The organism is Yersinia sp. SCPM-O-B-9106 (C-191) (genome assembly GCF_026183365.1).
GTDB lineage: Bacteria > Pseudomonadota > Gammaproteobacteria > Enterobacterales > Enterobacteriaceae > Yersinia > Yersinia rochesterensis.
The window spans coordinates 3,663,925-3,684,698 of record NZ_CP110791.1 but is presented as its reverse complement, the minus strand read 5'-3'; the positions used below and the strand labels follow the sequence as shown (position 1 = coordinate 3,684,698).

The window sequence follows — 20,774 nt, the reverse complement described above, 5'->3', positions numbered from 1 at the left end:
GCAGTGTTGGCTGCACTTAATTACTCGGGTCATCCATGGGCAACCCCTGTTTGTCATCTTCCCTCACAAAGAAATAGACTGGGTGCGCTGAGAGAATATCTGTCTAATCAGCAGAAAGTGAAAGTGCTGAGATAATATAAACTAGCATAACTTCGGACAGTTATTATTCTAGCTTAGAATAATATGATGTTTTCCCGCGTTTTTTTTATTAAAAAAGAATAAAAATAAAACCGAACTGACTATTTACCTTTCATGTTCAATGAGCCTCAAGTGTTTTGCAGAGCGCCGGGATGATTGTTTTGTACAGTGCCCAAAATGATTGTTATTTGGGCTTCAGTCTGCGATATGAATTTTTGTCGCAAGACGTTAAAGTGGCTTAAGATTATTATTAATCGCGCTAAGTTTACTGATCCCATATCCAAACTAATTGCCCGCCTAGAGCAAGGAATAAATGACCATGTCTACACCGAATTTGGTTCGCAACGCGATAATGTTTAACCTGCAGCGAATCCTATGTGTTCGGCTCTCTTCTCTACCTGCATATCTGCCCGCATATGCCATGGTGTTAATGTTGAGTATCAGCACACATAGCGCGCTGGCAGCGGCACCGTTGCCGGCGGTGACTGTCGCGGTCGTGACCTCTGCTACCCCAGATACTGCATTGCAGTTTCTTGGACGGGTGGAAGCCATTCAGGCTGTGGATGTAACAACCCGAACAGAAGGGTTTATTGCCGCCAGATTGTTTACCGAAGGGCAGATGGTCAAGCAGGGGGATTTACTGTATGAAATTGACCCGGTTTTGCATCAGGCGTCCGTCACTCAAGCACAGGCGCAATTAGATAGCGCAACCGCCAGCGCTAACCATGCGCAGGTGACTCTCACTCGCTTGCAGCGCTTGGGGAATAATCGCTCAGTCAGTCAGGCGGAAGTCGATGAAGCACAGGCGCAGCGGGATATCAGCCGGGCGGCGGTGGCTCAGGCGCAAGCAAATCTACAAATTCAGCAATTACAACTCGGTTTTACTCGCATTTATGCCCCGATCACCGGCCAAATTGGTCACAGCCGCTTTAACGTTGGCAGTTTGATTAACCCGGCCAGTGGTACGCTGATCAGTATTGTGCAGCTCGACCCTATTCGGGTAGCTATTGCTGTTAATGAAAGAGATTACATCACCGCCACCTATCAATTATCCGCAGCAAGTGGCGGATCTGCGAGTGAAAACAGCGCACTGGCATTTGAGCATTTTACTCCGCGCATTCAACTGGCGAATGGTAAGCAATATCCGGAAAGTGGCGTCTTTGAATCTGTTGATAATCAAATTGATAAACAGACTGGCACTGTGACTATTCGAACTCGTTTTGACAACCCACGGCATTTATTACTGCCCGGCGGGGTAGTGAATGTGTCGCTGGCCGCCGAAACAGCAAAAGCCGTCGCGGCCATTCCGATTGCAGCATTGCAACAGAATAAGCAGGGCCATTTTGTATTGGTGGTAACGGATAAAGATCAGGTAGAAGTGCGGCCTGTCACTCTCGGCGAGCAGTTTGAGCAGCAATATGAAGTGAAAGAGGGGCTGAAAGTCGGCGAGCGAGTCATTGTGTCAGGGCTACAACATGTCCGGCCTGGCATGACAGTGAGCGCCAGTGTTGCACCACCGCTGACTGCGAACTAAGGGGAAAGACCGATGCTACATTTCTTTATCCGTCGCCCCAAATTCGCCATTGTTATTGCATTGGTGATAACCATTGTTGGCTGGGTGTCATTGCATGTGATTCCGGTGGAGCAATATCCGGATATCACCCCGCCGGTTGTCTCTGTCAGTGCGGTTTATCCGGGGGCCAGTGCCCGCGATGTGGCGCAAGCTATTGCCTCCCCGCTGGAAGCTCAGGTCAATGGTGTCAGCAATATGCTGTATATGGAATCCACCAGTGGCAATAACGGCAGCTATCAATTGAGCATCACTTTCGCCAGCGGCACTGATCCGGATATGGCCGCAGTTGAGGTGCAAAACCGCATTTCTCAGGTGAGCGCCCAGCTCCCGGCTGAAGTGAATGAAAACGGCATTTCAGTGCGCAAACGCGCTTCTAACCTACTATTGGGAGTGAGTGTCTTTTCACCCAAACAGACTCATGATGCCCTGTTTGTGAGTAACTACACCAGCATACAGCTGCGTGATGCTATTGCGCGTATCAATGGTGTGGGTGATGTGCAGGTGTTCGGTGCCCGTGATTACAGCATGCGTGTTTGGTTGAATCCACAACGCATGGAGTCGCTGAATGTTAGCGTGCAAGACATCATCGCGGCATTGCAACAGCAGAACGTACAGGCGGCTGCCGGGCAAATAGGTTCGTCGCCATCATTGCCCGACCAACAGCAAACCCTGACTATCAGTGGGCAGGGGCGGCTTTCCGACCCACAGGAATTTGCTAATGTCATTATTCGTAGCAATCCACAGGGCGGTATGATTCGGCTGGGTGATGTTGCCCGCGTAGCGCTGGGGGCGCAGAATTATCAAGTCAGCGCGGCGCAAAACCAGACTGAATCGGCATTCTTAGTGGTCTATCCGGTACCCGGCGCTAATGCATTAGATGTGGCCAATGGTGTGCGTGACGAAATGACCCGGTTATCAGCGGCTTTCCCGCCGGATCTGACCTATGAAATTAACTACGATTCCACCTTACCGGTCACGGCAACCTTGCATGAAATTGCACTTTCGCTGACCTTGACTCTCATTGTGGTGCTGGCGGTGGTGTATCTGTTTTTACAAAGTATGCGGGCGACCTTTATTGTTGCGCTCACCATTCCGGTTTCGCTGCTGGGCACCTTTGCTGTGCTGTATGTCTTTGGTTACTCGGCAAATACCCTCAGTCTGTTTGCCATAATTTTGGCGCTGACCATTGTGGTGGATGACGCCATTGTGGTGGTCGAAAACGTCGAGCGCTTATTATCGATTGACCCGAATCTCACACCCGCAGAGGCAACCAAGAAGGCGATGAGCCAGATTGCCGGGCCGATTATTGCCACCACGTTGGTGCTGATGGCGGTATTTGTGCCCATTGCGATTTTACCGGGCATTGTCGGTGAGCTGTATCGGCAGTTCGCGGTCACCCTCTCGGCGGCAGTTATTTTGTCCAGTATCAATGCGTTAACCTTAAGCCCGGCACTGTGCGCGGTATTACTTAAGCGCCGGACATTGTCGACTACCGGGGTGTTTGGCGGGATTAACCGTGGGCTGGACAGCGCCCGTGATGGTTATGTCGCATTGACGGGGAAAATCAGTAGCCGCGCAGTATTCAGTATTGTCGCGCTGTTGTTGGTGGGATTTGCCACCTGGTGGGGCTATACCCGGCTGCCAACCTCATTCTTGCCGGAAGAAGACCAGGGCTATTTCTTCGTCAGCTTACAGTTGCCGGATGGGGCTTCTCTGAATCGGACTCAGACGGTAATGGACCAAATGTATCAACAGGTGACCGCCAATGATGCCGTCGAGGATGTAATAAAAATCACTGGTTTTAGTTTGCTCAGTGGTAATAACTCACCCAATGCCGGTTTTGCTATTGTGATGCTTAAACCTTGGGGGCAACGCCCGCATATTAATCAGGTTCTGGCGAACATTCAGGCCAATTTGGCGGCGATTCCGTCGGCGATGATCATGGCGGTCAATCCACCGGCGATTGCGGGTTTGGGCAGTGCTTCGGGCTTCGATTTGCGCATTCAGGCGCTCCTGGGGCAAACACCGCAAGAACTGGCACAGGTCAGTCAGGGGATCATTTTTGCTGCTAATCAGGACCCGAAACTGAGCCGTGTATTTACCACCTTCAGTGCTTCGGTACCAGAAACCAATCTGAGTATTGACCGAGATCGTGCGGCATTATTACAGGTGCCGGTCAGCCGTATTTTCCAGACCTTGCAGACCTCTCTTGGGGGAATGAATGCCGGTGATTTCACCTTAAATAACCGCATGTTCCGAGTGCAATTACAAAATGATATGGATTTCCGTCAGCGCACCGCCCAAATCAATAGTTTGAATGTGCGTAGTGATAACGGCGTATTGGTCAGTTTGGCCAATCTGGTGACTCTGACGCCTTCAGTTGGCGCGCCTTTTATCAGTAATTTCAATCAATTCCCTTCAGTTGCTATCAGTGGTTCTGCGGCCGATGGTGCCAGTTCGGGTCAGGCAATGGCGGCGATGGAAGCACTATTGGCGCAGAATTTACCGCAAGGTTATAGCTATAGCTGGAGCGGGATGTCATGGCAGGAGCAGCAAACTGGCGGTCAGGTGGTGTTTATTTATCTGGCTGCGTTAGTGTTCGCTTACCTGTTCTTGGTTGCTCAGTATGAAAGCTGGAGTATCCCGCTGGTGGTCATTCTGTCAGTGATATTTGCGGTGGGCGGTGCGGTGGCAGGGTTGTCAGCGATGGGCTTTGCCAATGACGTGTACGCGCAAATCGGATTGGTATTGCTGATAGGATTGGCGGCCAAGAATGCGATATTGATTGTCGAATTCTCAAAAGCCCGACGGGAAGAGGGCGCGAGTATTGCTCAGGCGGCACAAGATGGTGCCAAACAGCGTTTCCGTGCGGTGATGATGACGGCAATTTCGTTTATTCTCGGCGTGATGCCGCTGGTCTTCGCCAGTGGCGCGGGCGCGATGAGCCGTCAGATTATTGGTATCACCGTGTTTGGTGGCATGTTAATGGCCACCGCCGTAGGGATCTTCTTCATTCCGGCGCTGTATCTGCATATTCAGCGGTTACGGGAATGGACAAAATCGCGCAAACACCCTTCAGATACTGATCCGCAGCATTAATCATTAGCTCAGTCTGCCACCCTGAAATGGGTGGTAGAATCGGGCTAAGTTGTCGCTTTTTGCGTTATTACATTAGGGTTATGATTATCCTTACAATGGTTTACCTTTCTATTCAAATCTGTCTTTGACCCTCCCCCAAGGGGAGGGTTTAGATTATCAGTCATTATTCCAATTTATCTATACTCTAAATAATTCGAGTTGCAGGAAGGCGGCAAGCGAGAGAGTCCCGATGAGCTTACTGTAGTAAGTGATTCGGGTGATTGAGCGCGGCCAACGCATATGCAGCTTGAAGTATGACGAGTATAAAATATTTTCCTCTTATCGAAAGGACACCATGACAGTGAAAAAGACATTGGTTTCAACTGCCCGACTGGCTTTTGTTGCTTTAGCCGCAGTCACTTTCAGCCATTTTACTTTGGCACAATCTTCTTCCACTGCATCTTCTTCCACCGCAGCAACAGAGTTTTTGGCTCAGCATGGAATATCAGGAAAAACTACTGAGCAAATGATTGAGACAATTGATCAATCCAAACAAGAACGGCCTTTGGCGTATTCAGCCTCAGTCACCGGGACTGAGTTGAAATTATCGGATGGGCAACAGCAGTTTTCTTTCCCTGTGGGTGATAAGTTCTATCTCTCATTTGCGCCTTATATCAACCAAACCCATCCATGTTTTAATCACAGTTTGTCTGGCTGCCGTGGCGAATTGGCGAATACCACCTTCGATGTGAAAATCACCGATCAAGCCGGGAAAGTTATCTTGCAGGATAAATTGACCAGTTATCAGAATGGATTTATTGGTGTTTGGTTGCCACGTAATATAGAAGGGACGATTGAGGTCAGTTATCAAGGGCTTAAGGCGACATCACCTTTTGCGACCCAAGCTGAAAGCCAAACTTGCATGACGACATTGCATCTGGAGAAATAACCTTTATTAGCCTCAGTCTGAGGTTTCCAAAAATAATAAAAAAATCAGCTTAGCGGCTGATTTTTTTATTAGCAAATACACAATTCTCATCAGTTAACACAGAAATTGCTTTGATTATCCTGGCCTTTCGTTGAAACTTGTTTTACTTCCACCCTGTCATTATTTTCAATTTTGGGCTCATTATGACCAGAGAAAAGGTTGTTATTGTTATTGATATGCAAAACGGCGTTTTTGCTAACCCCCGCTTTGATAGATCAGGCCGAATTGCCCACATTAATCAACTGATAGACCATGCTGAGCAAGTTATTTTTATACAACATATTGAAGATGAAATGACAGAGGGGAGTGAATTGTGGCAATTACTGCCGGAGCTTCATCAACCAGAAAACGCGATTTCCGTGAATAAAACTGCTTGTGATTCGTTTTATCGCACTTCTCTCGATAATATTATTGCTCAGTTGGGTGCTGCTCATCTGACTATCTGTGGTTGTGCCACTGATTATTGCGTTGATACTACAATCAAAATTGCTGCCAGTAAGGGATATGCCCTGACCATTGCATCTGATGCCCATACCACCGCGAATCGGCAGCATGTCACTGCCCAGCAACTTATCGCGCAACATAATGAGGTTTGGTCTGAGCTGGCTATTCCAGATAACCGCATTACTGTCAAAACAACACAACAGATATTGGCAGATTGGGGGAATTAACGGACGGCTCTCAACATATTCATTTTATACGATATTGTATTAAACCAGCGCGCTTTGCTTATTTATTGTAGAGCGCTTGTGCGTTACCCTCATGTCATCAGCCAATAAACTGCGCTTTGCAGCCTCCTTTTTGTTTCATAGAGCGCAAAATTTTATTATTAAAGTTATTCCTGGTTGGATCTGTCAGTGTTTTTTTACGTGTAAGATCACAAATTATACATTCTTATTCAATATAATTTCACCCTTAAAATGGTGAGCAATCTCAGTACCAAATGATACATTCCCTCTAATGGGCGATAAATAAAACTAATGATATTGTTTTTTATTATTGATAGAGAAAATATTAAATTTATATAACTAATTGTAAAGTTAAAAATTAATTAATTTCTTTAAAAAATCGATGTGAGCTTTTACATAAAACAAATGAAACAATATACGGTAATTCAAGTAATAAAATTCCTATCAATGTTGTAGGAATTTTCCATTACCTGTATGAATAATCTTCTTTTAATTAGTATCAATAAAATATATACACCTAAAAAACATAGGTGCTTTGGTGTTTACTTTTAATGTTTTAATTAAATTGGTTTAAAAACTTAAATGCCATTAAGTTTCAGATTTTTATGCCAAATATCTCGCTTGCGGCAATATTTTTTTACATATAGTAAATGTTGTTCTAAATTTTAAATATCCGTATAAATAATTAAATGTAAATAAAAAATCATTAGGTATGAATTTTATAGTGATTGGTAGATTGCATAATGTAAAACACAGCCTTCCGGGTAAATTCGCCTGCTGCGAGTCTAGAAAAACCCTAAGTTTAAAACGAAAACTGCTTACTTATCAAATGGATTACTTACCCTAATTATCTATCCTCTGATGGGTAAAGAGCGCTGCTGTCAATACCTTTTCAATAAGATTTCAATCTTTTAAGGATAGATATGAATGCAATTTTTAAAGTTATTTGGAACAGGTCATTGAATGTATGGGTTGCTGTAGGAGAATTCGCTAAAGGAAAACAAAAATCAACAACTACCCAGCGCTCTTTGACTTCTCAACCTATCGTCGATGTATTAAATCAGTATATTCAACCTAAAATAGCTATTTTAGCAGCGATAGTGATGGGGGCCTTTGGTATTCAACCCGCATTGGCTATTACCCCCGCACAATGTACTGCAATGGGCGCGAGTTGCGTGGCGGTGGGAACTGCGGCAAGTTTAGCTACTGCGCTGAGTAATACCGGGGCAGGAAGTACAGCGACAACCATTTTATTAACCGCGAATATTGATCTTTCAGCGACAAATGCTGGGGGGATTACAGTAAACCAAGCCGCCAATGCCCGACAGAATCTGGTGATTGATGGTGGTGGCTATGACTTAAAATTTGCGGGTTATGCTTTCAATATGGTTGCGGGCAGCACAAATAATGCGGCTTGGGCTACGGAGAATGCAACATTCAAACTCACCAACTTTAAAGACATCACATCAACGCTGGCGATCACTAGCGGTACGATTTCCCGACTGGTGTATGTGCAAGATGCTACCACTCGGTTAGACGTGACGTTGGATAATATTAACTCAGTCCCCAATGGCAAATTGGTTGCTATGGGTGCTGATGGTTTGCTCACACCCAATAATTTCGGTAGGGTGATATTTGGCAATATCACCCAGCCAATAACCTTGAATTTCGGCACTTATCGGCAATCTGTAGTCGGTAACAATATTGCCTTTACGGGAAAATTTTACTTAACCGGAATAACAAGCAATGACTATCCGGCGGTCTTCTGGAGTAATGGTTCGGCAGCGAATAGCGTGCTCACTTTTGCCAATGGTTCTGATGTCAGTCTTACTGGTACGCGGCTGACTAATGGCCCAGGTATTGTTGGCGCAAATGTGGCATCGTATAACTATATGATTGAAGATGGTGCCAAGCTAAAGCTGAATATCGATAACCAAAACCCGCTCGGTGTCGCCAACTATGGTGTGCAGATAGGTTCTTATAACACGGGTAACAACACATTTGGCGCTGGTGCGACGGTCATCGTCAATAATCAGCCGGGTGATGTTATCAGTAACGCCCCCAGTACTGTTGCCACTTCATATATTTATAATGGCCCAGCCTCAACGAATAATGTTATCTATAATCTGGCCGCTGGCTCAAGCCTCGAGACAACTAGTGGCACCGGTATTCAGGCCAGCAAAACGGGTGCAGCAAACGGCGGCGGGATTTATATCAGTTCCGGCGGTACCATTACTGCATCGACTGGAGGTATTGCCTCCACCCATGCCGGTACTGGTAATATTCGGATAGTAAATAAAACGTCAGGAGTGATTAACTCAGTTGGGACGGGTATTACTGCCTCCCATACCGGTACCGCTGGCGGTAACATACTGATAGAAAATGGCCTGTTGGGAGTGATTAATGCTGCAACAGGGCTGTCGGTATTAAGTAATGGAACTGGAACAACTAATATTGTTAATAAGGGCACGATTACTGCTACGGCTTCAGGGATAACTATCGGTGGTTCAGCGGTGAAGGTCGCTAATATTGATAATACTGGCGGTACGATTGCTACCTCTGGTACTACCACTGGCCTAACCGGTATTACGGTTAACAATATGCGTTGCTGAACCTGGTTGGGGGCACTCTCAATCTAACTGGTGCGGCGAATGGTGTGGTCTTCACTCAATCTACACCTGCTGGTGCGCATAATATCGCTGATTTGATAGTGAATCTGGGGGATACCGGGCGTGCTTTCCTAAAATCTGATGCGACTAATGTGACATTGAGCCACGTCAAGCTCAATACTGCGAATGGTACGGTGCTAGATAGTCTGGCCGGCTTGACTTTCGCCACTAGCGCTAATGGCCGCAATGAGATTAATGTCACTGGCACCGGTACTGGGATTGCGACGGTTAACACTACGTTAACTGGCTGGAGCCCGGCGGCATTGGATATCAATATTTCTGGTGCTGGAACCGGGATCAACGCCAGTGGCGGTGGCGTTGATCTTTCCGGTGCTAATATGAATGTCAGTGTGACTAATAGCGGCGGTACCGGTTTACGCGTCGCCGATGGCGCAGTGACGGTCACTACTATTGGTGAGAATGCCAAGATCAATGCTGCGGGTGCAACGGCGATTAATTTTGCAGGCACCGCCGCCAAAACATTGAATAACAACGGAACCCTTAATGGCGCGGTGATTTTCGCCGGTTCCGCTGCCAACACAATTAATAATAGCGGGATCCTGAACGGTACCTTAACGACCGGTGCCGGTAACGATACCTTGGTGCTTGGTAGTACCTCGCAAAGCAATGGATTAATTAATCTGGGTGATGGCAATAATAACGTGACCATCCAGAATGGCGCGTATGTGTCATCCATTACCGCCGGTGCGGGGAATGATATTGTCACCATCAATAATATGACGACGGGCAGTACCTATTTAGGTGCTCTCAATGTTGGCTCAGGCAGCAATACACTCAATTTCAACCAATCTGTTGACTCTCTGGCGACAGCAACTTCGCTACAAGGATTTACCAATATAAACCTGACTAACAGTCAGATTGGACTTTCCTCCGTCAATAATCTGGGTATCGGCAGCACTGTTAATATTGGCAGTGGCAGCCAGCTCCTCTTCAATAGCACATTCAATGGTACGCTGAATGCCTCATTAGGTCATGTTGCGCCAACGGATGGTTTGGCCATTGTTAATAACGGCGCTAATGTCACCCTAAATCAGGCGAATGCCTTTGAAGGTGGCTGGCAGGTTGCTCAAGGGGGATCCTGACGGCCAGTAACAGTAATCAGCTCGGTACCGCTACTATTGCTCTGGGCGGGACGTTAAACCTGAATGGAGTACCAAACTCAAATAATGCCCTGACCGGCAACGGCTTACTGAATATCGATCCTGCCAATAACACGTTCAATTTTGGTGTGAATACCGGCACCGCATTTGCCGGCACGGTTGATATGAAAAACAGTATTTTTACTCTGAGTGGTAATAATACCGCTGCATTGAGAAATGCTTCCTTTATTGCCTCTGCGGGTACGGCGGTGGCAGTCGATAATAGCAATCAGACGATCGGTAATTTTGCCCTTAATGGTGGCACCGCCGCATTTGCCAGCGGCAGCTTAATCAGTGCTGGCACACTGGCAGTGACTAACAACAGTAATATTAGGATTGATCCCACCCTCGCCACTGGCGGGAATTTACTGGATCAGGATACGGGCACTTCAACGCGGTTAATTAACAGCAGCAATGTGCTCTCGGCCACCGAATTGGCACGGCTGACCTTACAGAATATCCAGGGCGGCAGTCTGGGGGCGAATGCTTCGGTGGATGTCATTCAGGGCGCTAATACTGTGGCGCAGGCGATTTATAACTACGGCTTATCGGGTGTAGGCGGCGGCTTGAGTGTGACCTCGGCGTTGACCCGGTTAGCTTTACTCTCCGGCCAGACATTGACCCTGACATCGCAAGGCGCGGTCAATGCCGATCACATCTTACTGGCACAACTGACTGGCGCGGGTAATCTGGCTATTGGCACGGATAACAGCGAAATGACGCTGACGAATACGACCAATAATTACACCGGCAGTACCTCAGTCAATGGCGGGATTTTGAATCTGGGCAGTAATAATGCGCTGGGCCAGACCTCGGCGCTGAACACTGCGGCGGGCACCTCCACCAATATCAATGGCCACAGTCAGACGGTGGGTGCGCTGACCAACGCCGGGACAGTGACATTGGGCACCGGCGGGGCGCTAACCAGCGGCCTGTTGACCAACAACAATATCCTGAATATCGCCGGCGGCACATTAAACCTGAGTGCGGGCGGTGCTTCCACCGTAACCGGCGGTTTGACCGGCTCCGGCGTTCTCAATATTAATGGCGGTAATTTAGCTATCAGTGCCGCCAACAGTGGTTTGGCGGGGCAAACCAATATTGCCAGCAGCGCCACCGCCACCCTGAGCGGCGCGGGCACACTGGGCACCAGCGCGGTTAATGTGCTGGGCAATCTGACCCTGAACGGGGCCAATGCGGCGCTGGCGAATGTGCTGAGCGGCAATGGCAATATCAACACCAACGCCGCAGTGACCCTGACCGGCACCAATACTTTCAGTGGCGGGCATCATATCGGTGCCACCGGCGCGCTGACAGTGACGCAGGCCAGTAATCTGGGGGCCTCGACTGCTACCATCGGGCTGGACACCGCCACCTCGCATCTGGCGCTGAAAGGGGTCAATGGCACCATCGCCAATGTTCTCAGCGGGGTTGCCGGTTCGACGGTGGATATCACCACCGGCGCGAATACCCTCTGACCGGTAATAACAGCAACTTCCTCGGCCAGTATGCTCTGGCGGGGAACAGCAAACTGACTGTCAGCTCAACGAATAATCTGGGGGCGAGTTCTAATGTCACCTTGGCGGGTGCTCTGGACACTCTGGCACTGAGTGGTTTTAGCGGCACCTTTGCCAATGCGGTGACGGGCAGCGGGATATTGCAGGTGACGGGCAGTTCGAATGCCACGCTGACCAACAGTAATGCGGTTGCTAATACGGTAGCGGTAAATGTTACAAGTGCGACGTTGAACCTGGCTAATATCGCGCTGTTTGATCATGCCCTGACCGGCAACGGCTTACTGAATATCGACCCTGCCAATAACACGTTCAATTTTGGTGTGAATACCGGCACCGCATTTGCCGGCACGGTTAATATGAAAAACAGTATTTTTACTCTGAGTGGGAATAATACTGCTGCATTGAGAAATGCTTCCTTTATTGCCTCTGCGGGTACGGCGGTGGCAGTCGATAATAGCAATCAGACGATCGGTAATTTTGCCCTTAATGGTGGCACCGCCGCATTTTCCAGCGGCAGCTTAATCAGTGCTGGCACACTGGCGGTGACGGCTAACAGTAACATCAGGGTTGATCCGGTTCTCACCACTGGCGGGAATTTACTGGATCAGGATACGGGCACTTCAACGCGGTTAATTAACAGCAGCAATGTGCTCTCGGCCACCGAATTGGCACGGCTGACCTTACAGAATATCCAGGGCGGCAGTCTGGGGGCGAATGCCCCGGTGGATGTCATTCAGGGCGCTAATACTGTGGCGCAGGCGATTTATAACTACGGCTTATCGGGTGTAGGCGGCGGCTTGAGTGTGACCTCGGCGTTGACCCGGTTAGCTTTACTCTCCGGCCAGACATTAACCCTGACATCGCAAGGCGCGGTCAATGCCGATCACATCTTACTGGCACAACTGACTGGCGCGGGTAATCTGGCTATTGGCACGGATAACAGCGAAATGACGCTGACGAATACGACCAATAATTACACCGGCAGCACCTCAGTCAATGGCGGTATTTTGAATCTGGGCAGTAATAATGCGCTGGGCCAGACCTCGGCGCTGAACACTGCGGTGGGCACTTCCACCAATATCAATGGCCATAGTCAGACGGTGGGTGCGCTGACCAACGCCGGGACTGTCACATTGGGCACCGGCGGGGCGCTAAGCAGCGGCCTGTTGACCAACAACAATATCCTGAATATCGCCGGCGGCACATTAAACCTGAGTGCGGGCGGTGCTTCCACCGCGACCGGCGGTTTGACCGGCTCAGGCATTCTCAATATTAATGGCGGTAATTTAGCTATCAGTGCCGCCAACAGTGGTTTGGCGGGGCAAACCAATATTGCCAGCAGCGCCACCGCCACCCTGAGCGGCGCGGGCACACTGGGCACCAGCGCGGTTAATGTGCTGGGCAATCTGACCCTGAACGGGGCCAATGCGGCGCTGGCGAATGTGCTGAGCGGCAATGGCAATATCAACACCAACGCCGCAGTGACCCTGACCGGCACCAATACTTTCAGTGGCGGGCATCATATCGGTGCCACCGGCGCGCTGACAGTGACGCAGGCCAGTAATCTGGGGGCCTCGACTGCCACCATCGGGCTGGACACCGCCACCTCGCATCTGGCGCTGAAAGGGGTCAATGGCAGCATAGCCAATGTTCTCAGCGGGGTTGCCGGTTCGACGGTGGATATCACCACCGGCGCGAATACCACTCTGACCGGCAATAACAGCGGGTTCCTTGGCCATTATGCTCTGGCGGGGAACAGCAAACTGACTGTCAGCTCAACGAATAATCTGGGGGCGAGTTCTAATGTCACCTTGGCGGGTGCACTGGACACTCTGGCACTGAGTGGTTTTAGCGGCACCTTTGCCAATGCGGTGACGGGCAGCGGGATATTGCAGGTGACGGGCAGTTCGAATGCCACGCTGACCAACAGTAATGCGGTTGCTAATACGGTAGCGGTGGATATCGCAAATTCCACGTTGAATCTGATTGATATCGCGTTGTTTGATCACGCCCTGACCGGCAACGGCACACTGGATGTGTCGAAGAACTCGGCCAGCACGGCGTTTGACTTCGGTAGCTCAGTGGGCGGGGCATTCAGCGGTATTGTAAACCTGAAAAATAGCACTTTTGATTTGGATGGGGTGAACACATCGGCCCTGACGAATGCCACACTGAAACTGTCCAGTGGCAATCTGACATCTGTGGCTGATGGTGTGCAGAATATCGGCGCATTGGTGATGAACCGCGGGACGATATTATTCAATAACATCATCGATAACGCAGGGTTAATCACCTCTGGGGGGATCTTCGCGGCGAATCGCATCAATACCACCGATGGGGGAAATGTTCGGGTTAACTTACCTGTCAACCTCGTGCCAAGTCTGGATGGAATACCGGTGATGGAGCTGGACGAAGGCGAAATAATTGTTACGTTGGGCACGGGGGCCGCTACCGGTTCCGGGCACGAACTGACGCTATCTGATGAGAGCGGTAACCCAATAGGCTCGATTGTCCCTCAGGGCATCAAGAACCCAGGCGTGGCTAGCCCCGCGGCGACCGGTTTATTTAGTTACGGTCTGACGACCGGAAATAGTTATGACGGCCTGTATGTCAATTATGGGCTGACAGCATTAGAGCTACTGAGCACCGGCAGTGATGCTTTGATCTTGACGGCAACACTGGCTAACAATGGTAAGCAATCTAACGATCTGTCTGTCCAGATTAGCGGCAGTGGCGATCTGGCGTTTGAGTCTGTTAATGACGGCAGCATCGCCTCGTTATCGAACGAGACCAATAATTACACTGGGGCCACGTGGGTACGTTCAGGAGGATTACGTCTGGATGCTGATTCTGCTCTGGGGCAAACCTCGCAGCTGGCGATGAGTAATACCACCGCTGTAGATCTCAATGGGACTCAGCAAACGGTGGGCCAATTAACCACGGAAACGGGCAGCACCCTGAATTTCAATAGTGGCAAATTAACTATAACGGGCGGCGGTCAGGTGAATGGTGCGCTCAGTGGCGCAGGGGAGCTGGCTCTGACCGGCGGCACACTCACGGTTACGCAGGGGAATACCGGCTTTACGGCTAGCACGGATATTGCCAGCGGTGCCACCGCCACCCTGAGCGGCGCGGGCACACTGGGCACCAGCGCGGTTAATGTGCTGGGTAATCTGAACCTGAACGGGGCCAATGCGGCGCTGGCGAATGTGCTGAGCGGCAATGGCAATATTAACACCAATGCCGCCGTGACCCTGACCGGCGCGAATACATTTAGTGGCGGGCATCATATCGGTGCCACCGGCGCGCTGACGGTGACGCAGGCCAGTAATTTGGGGGCCTCGAGCGCTACCATCGGGCTGGACACCGCCACTTCGCATCTGGCGCTGAAAGGGGTCAATGGCAGCATCGCCAATGTCCTCAGCGGGGTTGCTGGTTCGACGGTGGATGTCACTACCGGCGCGAATACCACTCTGACCGGTAATAACAGCAACTTCCTCGGCCAGTATGCTCTGGCGGGGAACAGCAAACTGACGGTGGGCAGCACCGCCAATCTGGGGGCCAGTTCCCGCGTCACCTTGGCGGGTGCACTGGACACTCTGGCACTGAGTGGTTTTAGCGGCACCTTTGCCAATGCAGTGACGGGCAGCGGGATATTGCAGGTCACGGGCAGTTCGAATGCCACACTGACCAGCAGTAATGCGGTTGCCAATGCGGTGGCGGTGGATATCGCAGATGCCACTTTGAACCTGACTGATATCGCGTTGTTTGAACATGCACTGACCGGCAACGGCACTTTGAATGTGGCGAAGAACTCGGCTAGCACGGCGTTTGACTTCGGTGGCGCGGTGGGCGGGGCATTCAGCGGCACAGTGAATCTGACGAACTCCACTTTTGCCTTAACAGCGGGCAATACCGCAGCGCTGGCGAATGCCACACTGAAACTGTCAGCTAATAACGTCACCACCGTGGGTTCCACTGACCGTACATTGCATGGGCTGAATCTGAACGGCGGCACCCTGATTTTTGACGGCGCAGCCCCGCAGTCACAGGCCAAGGGGGTGGTCTCGGTCGCTGATCTGGCGCTGAGCAGCGGCACGGTCAGTGTCACCGGTACGAGCAACTGGAATAATACTAACCCGGTCGTCGCACCAAACTTGTCGATCCTCGCGCAAGATCGGGGCGATATCATGCTGAAGCTGATTGATGCCGCCAGAGTGACTGGCGATGTCAACGTGCTTAATCTGATGATCAACGGCACGCCAGTGACATCCGGTGGTCAGGGGGTGCTGTCCACCATCCAGCAGGGCGGGGTGGCGGTCGCCAATGCCACTCATAACTATGGCCTGACCAGCAGTGACGGTAGTACCGGCACGGGGTTGTTCGTCAATTACACCCTCAAAGCGCTAGACTTGTTAACCGACGGCAATGGGGCTTTATTGCTGGCGACGGAAAGCGGGGCGACGGCCAACCGGGTATTGAATGCGGCTTTGTCGGGTAGCGGCGGTTTGCAGGTAGATGCCAGCAATGGCGCGCTGACACTGGCGAATAGCACCAATACTTACAACGGGGCGACCACAGTCAATGCGGGTACGCTGATTCTGGGGGCCAATAATGCTTTTGGGCGCACCTCATTGCTGAATGTGCTCAACGGGGCTAGCACCAATATTAACGGCCACAGCCAGACGGTGGGCGCGCTGACCAATGCCGGGACAGTGACATTGGGCACTGGCGGGGCGTTAACCAGCGGCCTGTTGACCAACAACAATATCCTGAATATCGCCGGCGGCACATTGAACCTGAGTGCGGGCGGTGCTTCCACAGCGACCGGCGGTTTGACTGGATCCGGCATTCTCAATGTTAATGGCGGCGATTTAGCCATCAGTGCTGCTAATAGCGGTCTAGCCGGGCAAACCAATATTGCCAGCGTTGCTTCCGCCACTCTGACCGGCGCGGGCACACTGGGCACCAGCGTGGTTAATGTGCTGGGTAATTTGAACCTGAACGGGGCCAATGCGGTGCTGGCGAATGTGCTGAGCGGCAATGGCAATATTAACACCAATGCCGCAGTAACCCTGACTGGCACCAATACTTTCAGTGGCGCGCATCATATCGGTGCCACCGGCGCTTTGACCGTCGGTCAGGCCAGTAATCTGGGGGCCTCGACCGCCACCATCGGGCTGGATACCGCCACTTCACATCTGGCGCTGAAAGGGGTCAATGGTACCATAGCCAATGTTCTCAGCGGGGTTGCCGGTTCAACGGTGGACGTCACCACCGGCGCGAATACCACTTTGACTGGCAATAATAGCGGGTTCCTCGGCCAGTATGCGGTGGCGGGGAACAGCAAACTGACCGTCGGCTCAACGAATAATCTGGGGGCGATTTCCAACGTCACCTTGGCGGGCGCGCAGGACACTCTGGCGCTGAGTGGCTTTAACGGCACCTTTGCCAATGCGGTGACGGGCAGCGGAATATTGCAGGTCACGGGCAGTTCGAATGCCACGCTGACCAACAGTAATGCGGTTGCCAATGCGGTGGCGGTGGATATCGCGGATGCCACTTTGAATCTGAATGATATTGCGCTGTTTGATCACGCGCTGACTGGCAACGGCACTTTGAATGTGGCGAAGAACTCGGCTAGCACGGCGTTTGACTTCGGTGGTTCGGTGGGCGGGGCATTCAGCGGCACGGTAAATCTGACGAACTCCACTTTTGATCTTAATGGCATGAACACATCGGCCCTGACGAATGCCACGCTAAAACTGTCCAGCGGCAATATGACTTCTGTGGCCGATGGTGTCCAAAATATCGGCGGACTGGCGCTGAACGGCGGTACGATACTGTTCAATAACGTGGTGGATAACGCCGGTGTCATCTCCTCGGAAGGAACTTTCGCGGCGAATAGTATCAATACCACCGGTGGGGGAAATGTTCGGGTCAATTTACCTGTCAGTCTTGCACCAAGTCTGGATGGTTTGCCGGTGATGGAGCTGGATGAAGGCGAAATAATTGTTAAATTGGGCACCGGGGCTGCTACCGGTTCTGGGCGCGAATTGACACTGACTGATCAGAACGGTGGCCCAATAAGTGCTGTTTTCTATCAGGGCATCTATAACCCAGGTGGGGGCAATGCTGCGGCGATCGGTTCATTTAATTACGGCCTGACGACCGGGAATGTTTATGACGGTCTGTATGTTAATTATGGGCTGACAGGATTAGAGCTACAGAGCACCGGCAGTGATGCTTTAATCTTGACGGCAACGCTGGCTAACAATGGTAAACAATCTAACGATTTGTCTACCCAGATTAGCGGCAGTGGTGATTTGGCGTTTGTTTCCGCAAATGACGGCAGCATCGCCTCGTTATCGAATGCGACCAATAATTACACTGGGGCTACGTGGGTGCGTTCAGGGATTTTACGTCTGGATGCCAATTCTGCGCTGGGGCAAACCTCGCAGCTGGCGATGAGCAATACCACCGCCGTGGATCTCAATGGGACTCAGCAAACGGTGGGCCAATTAACCACGGAAACCGGCAGCACCCTGAATTTCAATAGTGGCAAATTAGCAGTAACAAACGGCGGCCAAGTGGATGGTGCGCTTAGCGGTGCAGGAGAGCTGGCTCTGAGCGGCGGTACACTCAGTGTCACTCAAGGGAATAGCGGCTTTACCGCTAGCACGGATATTGCTAGCGGTGCCACGGCGCATCTGTATCAGGCCCAAGGTCTGGGAAGCGGGGCGATTAATAATAACGGTATTCTTAACCTGGATAATAACACCGGCGTATTGTCGAACAATCTGTCAGGTGCCAGCGGTAACACCCAACTGACGAATAATGCCAATATCCGACTAGCGGGAGATAACAGTGGCTATTCGGGCCTCTTTACCACGGATTCCGGGGCTGTTTTGACGGCGAATAGCGCCCAAAATCTCGGGAATAGCCGAATTGCCAACAGTGGTGAATTGATTCTGGATACGGCGTCAGTATGGGAGCTGACTAACGCCATCAGCGGGAATGGTGCGCTGATTAAACGTGGTAGCGGAACAGTTAAAATTGAAGGAAGCGCGGTCAGTGCTAGCCAAACCACCATTGAGAATGGATTGCTGCAATTGGGCAGTTTACCGGTGATATCGGCGCTTTATGTGGAAGAATCACCGTTAGCGCGTTCATTATCAGTCTCGTTGGCCTCGACTATCGCCAATCTGACCAGCAATGTGCTGATTACCACCACCGGTTCATTAGGTGGCTACGGCAAGGTGACCGGGAATGTTGAAAACAACGGCAGTCTGATTATGCCGAATGCTTTAACCGGCGGTGATTTTGGAACATTTACCATTGACGGTAATTATACCGGTAATAATGGCACAGTGGTCTTCAATACCGTTCTGGCGGGGGATTCGTCAAGCAGTGACCGGTTATTGATTACCGGTAATACCGCAGGGCAGAGTTATGTCACGGTGAATAACATTGGCGGTAATGGTGGGCGGACGTCTGACGGCATCAAAATTATCAATGTCGGCGGTGATTCGGCGGGGCAATTTACCCTTAATGGCCGTGCGGTTGCTGGCGCATATGAGTATTTCTTGTATCAGGGTGGCATTAGCTCGCCAACAGATGGCGACTGGTATTTGCGTACTGAAGTCGATGATCGCCGTCCAGAGCCAGCCAGCTACACCGCAAACCTGGCGGCGGCGAACACGATGTTTGTCACCACTTTGGCCGACCGTGCGGGCGAAACACTGTACACCGATGTCTTCACTGGTGAAGAGAAAACCACCAGCCTGTGGTTACGCAATGAAGGCACTCATAATCGCTCCCGTGATGACAGTGGTGAGTTGAAAACTCAAGATAACCGCTATGTCATGCAGCTCGGTGGAGATGTGGCGCAATGGAGCCGTAACGCGCAAGATTTGTGGCGTGTCGGTGTGATGGCGGGTTATGCCAATAGCAGCAGTTCTAGCGTGGCGCAGATGACGGGCTATCGCTCCAATGGCTCGGTTGATGGTTACAGTGTCGGGATGTATGGCACTTGGTTTGCTAATAGCCAGGAAAATACCGGTGCATACGCTGATTCATGGCTGCAATACAGCTGGTTTACTAATCAGGTTAATGGGCAGGATCTCACCACTGAGAAATATGATTCTAAAGGTTTTACCGCTGCGGTTGAGAGCGGTTATATCTTCAAAGTGGGGGAAAGTGCTTATAGCAACTTCTTTATCCAGCCGAAAGCTCAGGTGGTGTGGATGGGCGTCAAAGCAGATTCTCATACCGAAACCAATGGCACCTTGGTCACTGGCGAGGGGAATAATAATATTCAAACCCGTTTAGGCGCGAAAGCTTTCATTAGCCCGATTCAGTCCGCCAACAAGGCGAAAGAACCCGCGTTTAAACCTTACGTTGAAGCCAATTGGATCCACAATACTAAAGATTTCGGTACTACATTGGATGGCATCACTGTGAAACAAGCGGGAGCCGCTAATATTGCCGAATTGAAATTGGGTGTTGAAGGTCAGATAAATAAAAAGCTGAACCTGTGGGGGAATGTTGGCCAGCAACTGGGTAATAATGGTTACAGTGATAGCAGCATCACGTTAGGGGTTAAATATAATTTCTAACGGTAATTAATAGTTATCAATAACTAACGGCACATATCAATGGGTATGTGCCGTTTTTTGTGGTTAAAAGTGTGTCGGTAAAAATTAATAATGAAGGAATCGGTGGCGAATTATTTTTTGTTTTATATTTTTTAATTTGTTATTTCATTGGATTATTGGTCTTTCTTTTCGTTATTTATCGATACTAAATTTAGCTGGTTATCATTTCTATAGCATTTAATATAATATTTAATTAAATAAAAAATGAAATTAAATTGACGCGTTATGATTTTTGTTATAAAAAACTAAATATAAAAATATTATACTTTTCATGATGTTAGTTTTTGTTTTTCATTTTCAGGGTT

The 20,774-nt window shown here is 50.1% G+C and carries 8 protein-coding genes; all 8 read left to right on the top strand.

All coding sequences use genetic code 11. The features are described from left to right. The first annotated feature begins 457 nt into the window (after window positions 1-457). The 8 genes from OP863_RS16725 (at window position 458) to OP863_RS16690 (ending at window position 20,430) form a co-directional block, all read left to right on the top strand. Window positions 458-1,672 carry an efflux RND transporter periplasmic adaptor subunit gene (locus OP863_RS16725; protein WP_265525625.1) on the top strand — a complete coding sequence of 405 codons (1,215 nt, stop codon included), beginning with the start codon at window positions 458-460 and terminating at the stop codon, window positions 1,670-1,672. A 12-nt stretch (window positions 1,673-1,684) separates the two neighbouring features. Further along, the gene (locus OP863_RS16720; RefSeq protein WP_265525624.1) at window positions 1,685-4,810 is read left to right on the top strand and encodes an efflux RND transporter permease subunit; all 3,126 of its coding nucleotides are present in this window, start codon (window positions 1,685-1,687) and stop codon (window positions 4,808-4,810) included. Between the two features lie 340 nt (window positions 4,811-5,150). Further along, the gene (cueP, locus tag OP863_RS16715) at window positions 5,151-5,738 is read left to right on the top strand and encodes a copper-binding periplasmic metallochaperone CueP (RefSeq protein WP_265526285.1); all 588 of its coding nucleotides are present in this window, start codon (window positions 5,151-5,153) and stop codon (window positions 5,736-5,738) included. 182 nt (window positions 5,739-5,920) lie between these two features. Further along, window positions 5,921-6,448, top strand: a complete 528-nt coding sequence (locus tag OP863_RS16710) for an isochorismatase family protein (RefSeq protein ID WP_145510103.1) — start codon at window positions 5,921-5,923, stop codon at window positions 6,446-6,448. Window positions 6,449-7,389: 941 nt separating this feature from the next. Continuing rightward, the gene (locus tag OP863_RS16705; RefSeq protein WP_265525623.1) at window positions 7,390-9,078 is read left to right on the top strand and encodes an ESPR-type extended signal peptide-containing protein; all 1,689 of its coding nucleotides are present in this window, start codon (window positions 7,390-7,392) and stop codon (window positions 9,076-9,078) included. Further along, on the top strand, window positions 9,072-10,238 hold the full coding sequence (locus tag OP863_RS16700) for a beta strand repeat-containing protein (protein WP_265525622.1): 1,167 nt from the start codon (window positions 9,072-9,074) through the stop codon (window positions 10,236-10,238). The genes OP863_RS16705 and OP863_RS16700 overlap by 7 nt, the downstream gene beginning before the upstream one ends. A 182-nt stretch (window positions 10,239-10,420) precedes the next feature. Further along, the gene (locus OP863_RS16695) at window positions 10,421-11,773 is read left to right on the top strand and encodes a hypothetical protein (protein WP_265525621.1); all 1,353 of its coding nucleotides are present in this window, start codon (window positions 10,421-10,423) and stop codon (window positions 11,771-11,773) included. Between the two features lie 101 nt (window positions 11,774-11,874). Further along, window positions 11,875-20,430, top strand: a complete 8,556-nt coding sequence (locus OP863_RS16690) for an autotransporter outer membrane beta-barrel domain-containing protein (RefSeq protein ID WP_322740174.1) — start codon at window positions 11,875-11,877, stop codon at window positions 20,428-20,430. Window positions 20,431-20,774: the final 344 nt, after the last annotated feature.